Genomic DNA, 13,347 nt, shown 5'->3' with positions numbered 1-13,347 from the left:
CAGCATCGTTGAATCAGGAAATTCGGGTCGTCACGTCGATGTCGGCGTATCGGGCTGCTTGCCTGCAAATTGCGAAACAACGACTACCCGGCGCAGTCGTCGCCGCAACGCTTCGGCGGCCGTTCATTTGATACGGTATCCGGATCGAATTCGGGCCGGCGGTCGCGAGCCCGATTCGCTCTTCACATCGTCGTGACGCTCCTTGATGGCATTCAAATCCACGGCAATCGATCCGTTCTTCATGGCGACGTCGCTTCCGGAATCGATTGTCAAAAATTGGCAATGACGGATTGACGTTTGCATGCCCGGCCGGGGACGTGGCGGCGATTTCGATGCCGATTCGCACGTCGCGATTGCCGATCGCGAACAGAGCGTAACGCAGGTTGGCCGCTTCCATTTCGCGGAGACGGCTTAATGTAAGCCATCGCACGCAGCGTGTTGCGCATCTATCGCATAGTTGCGCCAACGAACATGGTCGCGCATTCCCGGCGGCAAGGCAGCAGCTTCCTGGTCATGCGCATTCGTGTTCCGGCACCGGTGCCCGGCGCGATGCGTCAGGCGAGCGGCCCGGCATGAACGACGAATGTGCGGGTCGGGCACGGCATCGCGCCGGCTTCCGACTCATTGCCTGCGAGAAATTTCATGACACGCTTCATTGCCCGTTCGAGGGCTCCTTTGCGGTTGGGTTTGGGCGGCGGCGGAACGGATGTGCCGCCTTATTCGGACCGGTTCGGCGGTCTGGCGCTCAATGTGACGATCGAAAAATTCGCGTATGCATCGATCGCGCCGCGCGACGACGCGAAGGTCGAACTGGTGGCGGCCGATACCGACACGCGCTGGATCGGCTCTGTGGCGCCGGTGCTCGAGGTACAGAACGGGCTCGGGTTGCACGTCGGCGTCTACAACCGGATCGTCCGGGATTTTCATGGCGGCCACCCGTTGGCCGTCACGATCACGACGTGCTCCGAAGCACCGCCGGGATCGGGGCTCGGATCGTCGTCGACGATCGTCGTCGCGCTGGTCAGGGCGTTCTGCGAACTGCTGTCGTTGCCGCTCGGCGAATACGACATCGCACACCTCGCGCACGACATCGAACGAGAGGATCTCGGGCTGGCCGGCGGCAAGCAGGATCAGTACGCGGCGACCTTCGGCGGGCTGAACTTCATGGAGTTCTACGGCGATCGCGTGATCGTCAATCCGTTGCGGATCAAGCAGGAAATCAAGGCCGAGATGGAGGCGTCGCTGGTGCTGTACTACACCGGCGTCTCGCGCGAGTCGGCCAACATCATCAAGGAACAGAGCAGCAACGTGACGGAAGGCGTCGTCGATTCGCTGGCCGCGCTGCACGAAGTGAAGGACGAAGCCATCCGGATGAAAGAGGCCGTGCTGCGCGCCGATTTCGATGCGTTCGCCGCGTCGATGCGTGACGCATGGGAATCGAAGAAGCGGATGGCGAAAAACATCTCGAACTCGATGATCGACGACCTGTACAAGGTCGCGGTCCGCGCCGGCGCGAAGGCCGGCAAGGTGTCCGGCGCCGGCGGCGGCGGTTTCATGATGTTCTTCGTCGATCCGGTCGAACGGTCGGCCGTGATGCGTGCGCTGGATACGTACAAAGGAATCAACGGCCAGGTGCTCAACTGCACGTTCACGGATATCGGCGCGCAGTCGTGGAGAAAGAATCAATGACGATCGGAGTAGAGAGCGAAATTCGCCAGACGCTGTCGGTTTTGACGGCGCTCGTGTCCGACCGCGAGCAACTGGCGCGGATCGAACAGGTAGCGGATCGGGTGACGGCGGCGCTGCGCACGGGCAACAAGATCCTGCTCGCGGGCAATGGCGGCAGCGCGGCGGATGCACAGCATATCGCCGGCGAATTCGTCAGCCGTTTCAACTTCGACCGGCCGGGGCTCGCGGCCTTTGCACTGACCGTGGACAGCTCGGTCATGACCGCGATCGGCAACGACTACGGCTACGAGAAACTGTTCGAGCGCCAGATTCAGGCGACAGGGCGTCCCGGCGACATCTTCTGGGCCTATTCGACGTCCGGGCGTTCGCCGAACATTCTCCGTGCGCTGGAAGTGGCGAAGGCGGCCGGCATGTTTTCGGTCGGGTTCACCGGCAACGGTCCCGGTGCGGCCGAGATGCGTCAGCGTGCGGATATCAGCATCGAGATTCCGTCCGCGTCGACCCCGAAGATCCAGGAAGGGCATCTCGTGTGCGGCCACATCATTTGCGGCATCGTCGAAGAGCGGATCTTCGGATGAGCGCGATGTTGCCATGCCTGATCCTGGCGGGCGGCCTCGGCACGCGGCTGCGCCCGGTGTTGGGCGACACGATGCCGAAGGCGCTCGCGTCGATCGATGGCGAGCCGTTTCTGTGCTGGATGCTCAGAGGGCTCCTGCAGCAGGGCGTGACGGACGTGGTGCTGTCGCTTGGCTACGGCAGCGGCCCGATCAAGGAACTCGTGACGTCCCGCGACTTCGGGCTCGCGATTTCGGTGATCGAGGAAGACGAGCCGCTCGGCACCGGCGGCGCGATCGTTCACGCGATGAAGGCCCACGGCGCGCCCGACATGATCGTGATGAACGGCGATACGTTGTCGAATCTGGATCTGCGGTCGTTGTCGGCGTTTTATCGCGCGACGGGCCCCGATCTCGTCGTGGCGGCGGCGCAGGTCGACGATGCTTCACGCTACGGCACGCTCGATTTCGATGCGGCGTCGCGCCGGTTGGCGGCGTTCCGCGAAAAGCGTCCGGGACAGGGCTACATCAATGCGGGCACGTATGTCGTCAATGCGCGCACGCTGCTCGGCTTCGATCTCCCGGCGAAATTCTCGTTCGAACAGGATTTCCTGGGCGAACAGGTCGCCGCGCTCGACATCCGCGTGTTCCCCGAGGTGACGGAGTTCATCGATATCGGGGTGCCGGCGGATTACGCGCGTGCGCAAACCGTCATTCCGCTGATGCTGGAGACCGGGACCAGTGAAGCGTAAAGCCCTTTTTCTGGATCGCGACGGCGTGATCAACGTCGACTACGGGTACGTCCACCGGCAGCAGGACTGCGTGTTCGTCGACGGCATCTTCGATCTCGTGCGGCTGGCCAATGCGACCGGCCACCGGGTGGTTGTCGTGACGAATCAGGCCGGGATCGGCCGCGGGTATTTTTCGGAGTCGCAGTTCGTCGCGTTCATGAACTGGATGCGCCGCAGTTTCGAGGAGCGCGGCGCGAGAATCGACCGCGTCTATTTCTGCCCGCATCACCCGGTGGCCGGTATGGGCCGCTACCGGCAGGCATGCGCGTGCAGGAAACCGGAGCCCGGGATGCTGAACGACGCACAGCGGGATCTCGGCCTCGATATGTCCGCATCGATCCTGGTCGGCGACAAGCCATCCGATCTCGATGCCGGCGCGCGCGCCGGCGTGGGGCGTCGTTTCCTGTTCGTCGGCGACCGGCACGGCCGCGCGGAAATCGAATCGGGCATCGACGTCGTGACGCGGCTGTCCGACATCGGCGCGGCGCTGGAAGAGACCGGAATCGCAGCCGCGCGTGTTTAGGCGTGGCGGCAGGGTCGACGGCCGCATACCGGAATGAAATGAACGAGGCCTCGATAACGGCTTGCCGGCCGTTGCGCCGATTCGAGCGGAAACATCCGGGGAATTCAGGTTTCCGGCGCGATGGATTCCCGGTCGGCACTGAAGGGTTTTCAGCCGGATTTTCAAAGAAATGAATGTGAACAACAACGCGCGTAAAGCGGCGAAGCCAGCCGGCTCTTCAATTCTGGAGTTCAGCATGAAGATGGACCGACCTGCATTGACCGGGCACCAAAACGAAACGAAACCTGTTTCCCGGCATGTGACGCGGTTGTCGCCGATCGATTTGGTGGAGAACATGCTCGACAACGGGCGCCTTTTCGCAGCCGTCGTCGCGGCATGCCTGCTGCTGGCGATCGTCTATGCGATCGCGGCAACGCCGGTGTATTCGGCCGACACGCTGATCCAGATCGAGGAAAACAAGGCCAGCGCGCTGGGTTCGCTGTCGTCGATCTCCAAGGCGCTGGATATTCAGAATTCGGCCGTGGTCGGCGAAATCGACATCGTCCGCTCGCGCTCGGTCGTGATGGAAGCGATCAACGCGACGGCCGCCCAGGCCGAGGTGTCGGTCGAGAACCACTTCCCGCTCGTCGGCGGCCTCATCGGCGCGTTCCTGTCGAAGGACGCGAATGGCCTCGCCGAGCCGCCGCTCGGGATGTCGTCGTGGGCGTGGGGCGGCGAGCGTCTTGAATTCAGGACGTTCGAGGTTCCGTCCGCGCAGATCGGCAAGGCGCTGGAGTTCGATTATCTCGACGACAACCGGTTTCAGCTGAAGGACCGTAACGGTCAGGAAGTGCTGAACGGGGTGGTCGGCGTGCCGAGCGCGAGCAACGGTTATCAGGTCGACGTGGCGCGGATCATCGCGCGCCCCGGTGCGGAATTCCGCGTGCGGCGCGTGGCCACCGACGTTCGCGTTGACGCGATCCTGAAGAAACTGGGCGTGACCGAGACGAAACGGCAGTCGGGCATCATGCAACTGAGTTTCGAGGATGCCGATCCGATCTTCGCCGCCCGCATGCTCAATGCGATCGCCGCGGCCTACCTGAGCTTCAACGCGCGACGCCGCGCCGACGATGCCGAGCGCAGCCTCACGTTCCTCAACGCGCAAATGCCGATCGTCAAGGCCCGGCTGCAACAGGCCGAGCAGGCGTTGAACGCGTTTCGCAATCAGCAGGGTTCGATCGACGCGCAGGGCGACGTCCGGCTGCTGGTCGAACAGCTCGCGTTCGTCGACAAGTCGCGGCTCGAGACCAAGCTCGAATACCAGGACCTGTTGTCGAAATACGTTCCGGGGCAACCGCAGGTCGTCGCGGCGTCCAACAAGCTGAAGGAACTCGACAAGCAGGCCGCCGTGCTGAAGGACAAGGCGGCGCGCCTGCCGTCGCAACAACAGACGTACTTGCGCCTGGCGCGCGACGTCGAGGTCAACAATCAGCTCTATGTCGGGCTGCTGAACAACACGCAGCAGTTGCAGATCGCGGAAGCCGGGACGGTCGGCAACGCGTCGATCGTCGACAAGGCGGTCGTCAGCGACAAGCCGGTCCGGCCGAAGCGCCTGGTCGCGATCCTGGCCGGTGCCGTGATCGGGCTGATGCTGGGCTTCCTGGCCGCGCAGGGCCGTGCATTGCTGTCCGGGCGCATTCGCGATCCGCACGACCTGGAAGCGGCGCTCGGTATTCCGATGCTCGGCATCCTGCCGAATTCGCGACGCCAGATGGACGCGGATGCGCACCGCACGCCGGCCTTCATCGCGACGAAAGAGCCGGCCGACGTGCCGCTGGCCGATGCGATGGACAGCCTCGCGCTGACGTTGCGGCACCGGCTGGCCGCGTATGGCGGCGACGCGAAGATCGTGCTGGTGTCGTCCGCGGCGCCCGCGCAGGGCAAGTCGATGATTGCCGCCAATCTCGCCTACCTGTTCTCCGAGAGGGGGCTCAAGACGGTGATCGTGGACGCCAACGTGCGCGCGCCGGGGCTGCATCGCTACTTTCCGGTGACCGCGACGAAGGGTCTGTCCGAGGTGCTGAAGGGTTCGCTGCCGGCCGAGGAGGCGATCACCCGCGCGACCGAACACCTCGATGCGCTGTCGGCCGGAAAGCAGGGCACGTCGACGCGCAACCTGTTCAACATCGCTCGTCTCGACAAGCTGGCCGCGTCGTTGCGGGGCCGCTACGACATGATCGTCGTGGATGCGCCGTCGGCGCTGCCGGTGGGCGATATCGCCGCGTTGTCGCGGATCTCCGACATGACGCTGCTGGTGGCGCGCCAGGGTTCGGCCAGTTCGGCCGGCGTGACGGATGCGCTCGAGAGCCTGGGCAAGGTCGGCGTGCGCGTCGACGGGCTGGTGTTCAACGGTTTCGAGCCGTCGCCGTTGCAGGGCGTTCGCCGAATCGGCGCCGGCTTCGCCGCGGCACGCGCGTGATCGTGCAGGCGAGGAGCGCATCGCATGAGTGATTCGATGGCAAGCAAGGATGGACCGCGACGCGCGTCGCAAGCGGTGCGGGTCGTGTGGTTTCTCGGGCCGCGGCCGGTGAGCTGGAATGGCGTGATGCGATACAGCCTCAAATGTATCGATTTCATCCCGGCATTTGCGGGGTTCGACGTCGAGCCGATCGACATTCCGGCCGAGCCGCGTTCGTTGCGGCGCTACTGGACGCAGTTCGTGCTGTATCCGCTGCGCGCGGTGTCGGCGGCGCGCGCGGGGCACTTCGTGATGCTGTACCAGGAGGACCTGGCCTTCATGATTCCGCTGATCCAGTGGGTCGGCGGGCGGGTCGGCATCGTGCTTCATCACGTGCAGCGTCCCGGGCAGGTGCGCGGCGTGGTCGAGAAGCTGAAGAACGCGTATATGCGGTTGACGCAGTCGCTGATCGCGACGGCAGACGTGGTGCTCGCGCCGTCGGAGGTGACGGCGCAAGAGGCGCTGGCGGATCTGCACATTCAGGCCGACCGGATGCAGGTCGTCCCCAATGCGTTCGACGATCGTTATGCGCCGATCGACGCCGGCGTGCGCGAACAGGCACGCGCGGCGCTGCTGGCGCGCTTCGGCATCCGGATCGGCGAAGCGCTGGTCGTGCTGAACGTCGGCTCCGATGAAACGCGCAAGAACAACGCGACGCTGTTTCGCGCGCTGGCGTCGCTCGGGCGCAAGGACGTCGTGGTGCTGCGCGTGGGCAGTGCGCAAAACCAGGCCAACCGGGACGAGTGCCGGGCCATCGCCGCGCAGGCGGGAATCGTCGCCCATTTCGTCGAGAACGTCGACGACGACGATCTTGGTTATTTCTTCCAGGCGTCGGACCTGTACGCGTCGCCGACGCTGCACGAAGGTTTCGGCCGCACGGTGATCGAGGCGCAGTTCGTCGGCGTGCCGGTCGTCGCATCGGATCTGCCGGTGTATCGCTACACGATGGGGGATTCGTTCGTGGCCGTGGCCGATGCGATGGATGCCGCCGAATGGGGCCGGCAGATCGATCGCGTCGCGGGCGACCCGATACTCCGCGCGAGACTGGTGAGCGACGGGCGGGCAAACGCACAGCGCTTTTCGTCTCGCGCGGTCAGCGCGCAGCTGCACGACGTGCTGGACCGTGCCGTGCATGACGGCTCGCGCGCAAGCCGGGCCGAAGCGTGAAAGAGGCGGTGATGCGAACGATTCGAGCCGACGGCAGGGCCGAAGCGGCATTGGCGCTGACCGTCGCGACGCTGTTCCTGCTCGCGTTGACGGTCAACGCGATGCTGCCGGCGCTCGGCGCGATGGAACCGAGCGCGACCTGTACGTTGCTGTTGGCGGTGGCGGGGGTGATCGCGCTGATCGTCGCGCGCCCGGTGTTCGCCGTGTCGATGCTTTACACGCTGGTGATCGGGTTGACCGCTTTCGTGGCCGGCGTGGGGATCGAATCCGGCGGGTTTCTCCGGGAAACGGACATCTTCGGCGTCGCGAACGGCGCGTTCAGCCGGTTGCTGTCGTTCTATGTGATTTTCATTGCGTGCGCACAGTTCGGGTTCAACCGGTTTCTGAAGGTGCGTACCGCGCACGAGCCGATCCGCGCGCGGATGACGCTCCAGCCGATCAGCGTCGTACTCGGCCTGGGGCTGGTCGCCGCGATCCTCGCCACGGGCGTGCTGGCGGGCTTGACGGGCGGCTTCTCGGTGCTGAGCGGCGTCAACCGCTACGCGCTGCGCAACGACGCGTCGAACAGTACGCTGTTCAACCTGTTCCTGAACAACCAGACCTTCGTTGCCGTGCTGCTCAGTACCTTCTGCACGAGTTCGAACAAGACCGTGCGATGGGTGTCCATCTTCATGATGGTCGCCGATCTGGTGCTCGAGGCGTTGCACGGCGAGCAGTTCATGGCCGTATTGCATGTGTGCATGACCGTCCTGACTCCGCTCATCGCGATTCAGGCGATGAACGGCAAACCGGTGATGCGCTATCTGGGGATCGGCTCGGCCGTCGCGCTCGTGATCGGCAGCGTATCCTTGTTCTACGCGTACAAGGGGCAGGGGCTGGATGTCGCCGAAACGGTGATGTCGCGTTTTCTCGAGCAGGGGCAGGCGTGGTACGTGGTGGACGGCGACGCGCATCTGTTCGGCGCGCCGGCGCTCGGCGGGATGGCGGCGTTCGGGCGTTTCGCGGCATCGCTCGGCTCCTTCACGGAACCGACGTTCTTCAGCGATGCGCCGGTGAGCGGCTTGCGCGACCTGATGCTGTCGTACGGCACGCCGGAGATCCTGAAGGCCTACGTGTTCGACGACGTCACGTTCACGATGGGAAACATGGCGGTGCCGGTCTACTGGTTCGGTTATGCGGGCGGCGCGCTCTTCGTTGCATTGACGGGCGTGATATACGGTGCGGTGAGCGCGATGCTGATTCAGGTCGCGATGCGCGGCGGTGTCGTGATGCTGTGGCTGACCACGAAGATCTTTGCCTACGCAACCTACTCGATCCAGCAAGGCGACTACTGGACCCTGTTCGGGGCGCGCACGCTCTTCTACTTGCTGATCGCGCTGATCTGGTGGGTTTGCATCGACGCGAGGCGCTCGAACGCCGATGCGACGCGGACGGGGCTATCTTGAACGCGTTCGTCAGGCTTCTGTTTTCGTCGTTCGCGGGCGTGGTGTGCGAAAAGATCATCGGGGCACTCGCCGCGATCGCGAGCAATCACCTGTTCGCGAACATCTACGGCGCGCGCCTGTTCGGTGAATTGCAGTTCGCGTTGTCGCTTGCCTATGTGATCGGCAGCGTCGCGCTGATCTTCGGCGCGCAGGTGATCCAGCCGATCCTCGGCAAGCACCCTCGTTTGCGGCACATGGTCGTCTACCGCGCGTTTCGCTTGCGGCTCACGCTGACGCTGGCCGTCATGCTGCTGTTCATGGGCATCGTGGTGATCGTCATGCGCCCGTCGAGCGTGTCCGAGCTCACGTTGATCGCGGCCTTCGCGTTGATCGTGGAGCCGATCGCGCTCGGCTCGCTGATGGCCTATGCCGAATCCAAGCCGTGGGTCATCACGCGGGCGAGAGCCTATGCAAGCTGTGTCCGGGTGCTGTGGCTGTACGTCGCGGCCCACGCGTCGATGGGCGTGATCGTGGCCGCGTTCGCGTGGCCTCTCGAGGCATGCGTGGCCGCGGTCGCGCCGTTCAGTCGTTATCGCTCGCTGGCGCTGAAGTCGCCCAAATCGTTTCGCGGCAACGCAGCCGTGACGAAAGCGCTGGTCGTGCGCGGGCTGAGGATCTGGCCGGCCATCGCGGCCAGTGTCCTGGTCTTGCGGATGGACCGGCTGCTGCTCGGCGTGCTGGTCTCCAAGGCGGATCTCGGCATCTACGCGTCGGCGGCCTCGCTGGTCGAGCAGTGGAATTCGGTCGGAACGACGCTGGCGCTGGCATTGGCGCCGAGCATGGTCTTTGCGGCGCGGACCGAGTCGCTCGTGCGTGCCAAGGCGTTCAAGCTCGGTCTGTATCTCGGCCTGGTCGGCTGCGTCGCGTGGGTGGGCAGCTATTTCATCGGCCAGAAAGTGTTCCTGATGATCTACGGGCCCGCGTTCGTCCAGGGTGTGCCGATCATGATCTACGCGACCGGATGCTCGATCGCCACGTTCGTCGATGCGGGGCTGAGCACGTGGCTGCTGGCCGTGCGCCGTTACCGGCTCATCATGATCAAGCAGGTGCTGATCGTCGCGGCCATCGTCGCCGCGCCGTTTGTCATGCCGCGCTCGCTGGTGATGTATGCGCCTTCGACGGGCATCGCCGTGTCGCTGGTCGCCTTCTGGTGCATCGTTCTCGGGAATCTTGCGTACAACCGGGAGCGCTCATGAAGAACCGCTTCCGGGCAGCCCGTGGTTTGCCGCACCGGCAACCGGCCGAACGCGAGCGCCGGGATTCGCATGCAGTGAATGGAATGAAGAGAGTTTCGGATCGATGGAGGGGCCGCTCGTGAAGAGTCGAGTGCTGATGGTGATGACGCGGGACATTCCGCAGGAAGTGACGAACGGGCGGGAGCGTACGCTGAGCTTCATCCGGAAAGCGCTTGGCGACCAGACGGAAGTGGCCGAATTCAAGATTCGGTCCGTGTTCGAGGATGGTGGCTTGCGCGCGAAGATCGGCGCGGCGGTGCGCGTCGGATGGAGCGTGTTGCGTGGTGCGCCTTGCGCGCTTCAGGTGGCGATGTTCTCGCACCCGGGCAAGCGGACGGCGCTGTTGCGCGCCGTCGATGCGTTCAAGCCGGACGTGATCTATTTCGACGGCATCCGGCTGGTGGATTACGCGATCCTGGTTCGGCGCAACGTGCCCGCGTGCCGAATCGTCGTGGATTTCGACGATCTCATGTCGCGCCGCGCGAACATCCTGCGCGAGCAGGATTTTCCGCTGTCGGCCGGGTATCTGGAAAAGTCGATTCCAGGGCCGTTCGTCAGGCTCGCCAACGCGAGGATGATCCGCAACGCGTTTCTGGGTTATGAAGCGTTCGCGCTCAAGCGGCAGGAACGCGCGGCGATCGGGTCGTCGAATGCCGTCACGCTCGTTTCCGCGGAAGACGCGCATTCGTTGAGGATGTCGCTCACCGACGACGAGGCCGTGAAGACGCATGTGATCGCGCCGCCGATGAATGCGCTGAAACCGGTGCGTCATCCGGCGGCGCCGTTCCGGTTCGTGTTTATCGGTTCGGACCGGCAGTTGCAGAACCGGCTCGCGATCGAGTACCTGGTGGCATTGTGGGCACGCGTCAGGCCGGCCACGCCGCTGGTGATCTTCGGGCGCATGACCGGTCGCTACGATCCCGTTCCGAACGTCGAATTCGCCGGATTCGCGCCAACGCAGGCGGACGTCTATACCGGATCCTCGATCGCGTTGTGTCCCGCGTTCCTTCGCGGCGGCATCAAATCGAAGGTGCTGGAAGCCATTTCGTACGGGTGCGTGCCGGTCGGAAACGAAGCCGCTTACGAGGGCCTCGGATTCCACGACGACGCGCTGGCGATGAGCGAAGCGCGACTGGAGCGGTTCGTCGCCGAACCGTCCGCGGATCTGGTGCGTGTCGTCGAAGCGGCGACGCGATTCGCCGCCTATTGCGAGCAGCACTTCAGCATGTCGGTATTCGATCGGCGCTGGCGCGACGTGATCGCGCCCACGCCGGGCAGCCCGTCGTGACGGGCCGGGCAGCGCGCCGCGCCCGATCCAACCGGAAAGCCGGCGCAGTCGAAAGGAGGGCCTCGACGTCGTGATCTGAACGGTTCGCGGATGGCCGGCTTCCGGACCCTCGCATGGGGATGCGTGATAACCGGAAAGGGGAGAGCCTTCCGCGAGCGACTTGCCGTCCTTCGGCCGATCGATTCAGCAACTCGGCCGAAGGACGCCATATCCCATTCTTCACCGATATCTAATTAAAAATGAGACCGATCATATTTGGCGGGCGGTTCGGATGGTTGCATCCGGGCGAAGGGACGAGGGGTGTCGTCCTGTGCAACGCTTACGGGCACGAATCCGTCTGGAGTCACGGCGGCATGCGGAGCCTGGCGGACCGCCTGTCCGCCAGCGGGATTCCGGTGCTGCGTTTCGATTACCGCGGAACGGGCGATTCCGACGGGGCCGATGGCGCGAGCGACCAGTTCGAGACGGCCGTCGACGATGTGCGCGCGGCCATCGCGCGGCTTCGCGAAGAAACGGGCGTCGCCCGGGTGACGCTGTGCGGCCTGCGGCTGGGCGCGGCATTCGCGCTAGTCGCGGCGAGCCAGTGCGACGTGGATGCGCTCGTGCTGCTGGCGCCGGTGGCGAGCGGGCGAAGCTACGTGCGCGAGTTGTCGATCATGCGCAATATCTGGCTCGACCAGTTGCCGGCGCCATTGCGTGAGGCCCAACCGAAAGACGCACCATTCAACGTACTCGGGCAGGTCTACAGTCCGGTGTTCCGTGCGCGGCTCAATGCGTTCGATGCGGTCGATGCGTTGAAGGACAGCGTACGCGCGCCGGCGCCGGACACGCTGATCGTCGACGTGAATGTCGGCGGCAGCGAAGCCCTGAAACAGAAGCTGGAAGCGCTGGGCGGTGAAGTCGAGTCAAGGTCGTTCGAAGGCTACGCCGCGTTCATGCAGGAAACGACGTTCTCGAGCATGCCGACGCGTGTATTCGACGCCGTGGTCGACTGGATCGCGGCCAGGGCGGCCGGGCAGGCGCCGTCGCCCGGTGTCGCGTTGAAAGCGGACTGGGATGCAGGCCTGATGCTCCGGACGCCGGAAGCCTGCGAACAGCCGGTCAGGTTCGGCGTTGCGGGTTTGTTCGGCATCCTGTGCCTGCCGCCGGCCATGCGCGATCGTGGCCCGGTTCTGCTGATCACGAACACGTCGGCCAGCGCGCATGTCGGCGACAGCCGGCTATCGGTGCGCATTGCCCGGGAACTGGCGCGCCGCGGCATCGCATCGCTGCGGTTCGACGGACGCGGGATCGGCGACAGTGTCTCCGGGAGCGGCGCCCGTGCGCCGGTCTATTCGAGTGCCGTCGTCGAGGACGTCGCGACGGCTGCCCACTGGTTGAAGGAACAAGGGTATCGCCATGTCGTGTCCTTCGGCATCTGCTCGGGCGCGTACAGCGCGTTGCGTGCGGCGCTCGTGGGGCGCGCGCTGTCGGGTGTCATCTCGGTGAACCTGCAGAGTTTCCATATGCCCGACGACATGCCGACCGACGCGCTGCGCAGGCATCGCCCCAATTCGATCGCCGGTTACCGGTCGTCGTTCTTCGAGCTGAAGAAATGGAAGCAGGTGCTGTGCGGCGATCGAAAGATCATGCCGTTCGTCCGGCTCGTCCTGAAGCGCGTGGCGACGCTTGCGGCGGTCCGGATCGGCGCGTGGCGACACCGGATCGCCGGATGGTCGTGCGCGCAGACGATACCGGTCGATCCTCATGAAATCCTGCGCACGCTGCAGCGCAAGGAGGTGAGCACGCTGTTCGTCTGCGGCGCATACGACAGCAGCCTGGACCTGATGACGATGTATTTCGGCCCGCGCGGAAAGCGGCTGTCGCGCTTCTCGGGCGCGCGCACGGTCGTGCTCGACGACCTCGATCACAGTCTGTTCAGTTCGCATGCGGCCGAACAGGTGATCGGGTTGTGCAGCGAATTCGTCAAGGGTCTCGATTCCCGCCGCGCGCCGCTCGGCAGGATCGTCAAGGCTGGATCGCCCGCGTGACGCGAGGCCGGCGCCGGTTTTGCCACGCGCGCCGGCCTCATTGCTGCCCGACGGCACGGGAGGGCTATGTCAGTTGTCGCACAGTCGGC

At 64.7% G+C, this 13,347-nt stretch carries 11 protein-coding genes; 10 read left to right on the top strand and 1 reads right to left on the bottom strand.

Going from position 1 to position 13,347, the window contains the following annotated elements; all coding sequences use genetic code 11:
- Positions 1–13: 13 nt before the first annotated feature.
- Positions 14–397 carry a hypothetical protein gene (locus H3H55_RS25455; RefSeq protein ID WP_193100711.1) on the bottom strand — a complete coding sequence of 128 codons (384 nt, stop codon included), beginning with the start codon at positions 395–397 and terminating at the stop codon, positions 14–16.
- 245 nt (positions 398–642) lie between these two features.
- Here H3H55_RS25455 and H3H55_RS25450 point away from each other — a divergent pair, with 245 nt between their 5' ends.
- The 10 genes from H3H55_RS25450 (at position 643) to H3H55_RS25405 (ending at position 13,258) form a co-directional block, all read left to right on the top strand.
- On the top strand, positions 643–1,689 hold the full coding sequence (locus H3H55_RS25450; RefSeq protein WP_193100710.1) for a dehydrogenase: 1,047 nt from the start codon (positions 643–645) through the stop codon (positions 1,687–1,689).
- Complete coding sequence (locus H3H55_RS25445; protein ID WP_129517211.1) at positions 1,686–2,267, top strand: SIS domain-containing protein; 582 nt, start codon at positions 1,686–1,688, stop codon at positions 2,265–2,267. Before H3H55_RS25450 ends, H3H55_RS25445 begins: the two co-directional genes overlap by 4 nt.
- Positions 2,264–2,995: a nucleotidyltransferase family protein gene (locus tag H3H55_RS25440; RefSeq protein WP_226800364.1), complete on the top strand. Its 732-nt coding sequence runs from the start codon at positions 2,264–2,266 to the stop codon at positions 2,993–2,995. Before H3H55_RS25445 ends, H3H55_RS25440 begins: the two co-directional genes overlap by 4 nt.
- On the top strand, positions 2,985–3,557 hold the full coding sequence (gene gmhB / locus H3H55_RS25435) for a D-glycero-beta-D-manno-heptose 1,7-bisphosphate 7-phosphatase (RefSeq protein WP_193100708.1): 573 nt from the start codon (positions 2,985–2,987) through the stop codon (positions 3,555–3,557). Before H3H55_RS25440 ends, gmhB begins: the two co-directional genes overlap by 11 nt.
- A gap of 235 nt (positions 3,558–3,792) precedes the next feature.
- Positions 3,793–6,015: a GNVR domain-containing protein gene (locus H3H55_RS25430; RefSeq protein ID WP_193100707.1), complete on the top strand. Its 2,223-nt coding sequence runs from the start codon at positions 3,793–3,795 to the stop codon at positions 6,013–6,015.
- Positions 6,016–6,039: 24 nt separating this feature from the next.
- Complete coding sequence (locus H3H55_RS25425; protein ID WP_193100706.1) at positions 6,040–7,221, top strand: glycosyltransferase; 1,182 nt, start codon at positions 6,040–6,042, stop codon at positions 7,219–7,221.
- Between the two features lie 11 nt (positions 7,222–7,232).
- On the top strand, positions 7,233–8,666 hold the full coding sequence (locus tag H3H55_RS25420; RefSeq protein WP_193100705.1) for a DUF6418 domain-containing protein: 1,434 nt from the start codon (positions 7,233–7,235) through the stop codon (positions 8,664–8,666).
- Positions 8,663–9,901 carry a hypothetical protein gene (locus H3H55_RS25415; protein ID WP_129517217.1) on the top strand — a complete coding sequence of 413 codons (1,239 nt, stop codon included), beginning with the start codon at positions 8,663–8,665 and terminating at the stop codon, positions 9,899–9,901. The genes H3H55_RS25420 and H3H55_RS25415 overlap by 4 nt, the downstream gene beginning before the upstream one ends.
- A 118-nt stretch (positions 9,902–10,019) precedes the next feature.
- Positions 10,020–11,228 (top strand): glycosyltransferase, encoded by a 1,209-nt coding sequence (locus H3H55_RS37685; protein WP_193100704.1) that lies wholly within the window; start codon positions 10,020–10,022, stop codon positions 11,226–11,228.
- Between the two features lie 239 nt (positions 11,229–11,467).
- Positions 11,468–13,258, top strand: a complete 1,791-nt coding sequence (locus H3H55_RS25405) for an alpha/beta hydrolase (protein WP_193100703.1) — start codon at positions 11,468–11,470, stop codon at positions 13,256–13,258.
- Positions 13,259–13,347 lie beyond the last annotated feature (89 nt).

The sequence above is a fragment of the Burkholderia sp. Z1 genome, from assembly GCF_014893795.1.
In the GTDB taxonomy this organism is placed as follows: Bacteria; Pseudomonadota; Gammaproteobacteria; order Burkholderiales; family Burkholderiaceae; genus Burkholderia; species Burkholderia theae.
Note: the sequence above shows the minus strand (reverse complement) of the source record. Positions and strands in the feature narration are given on the sequence as shown.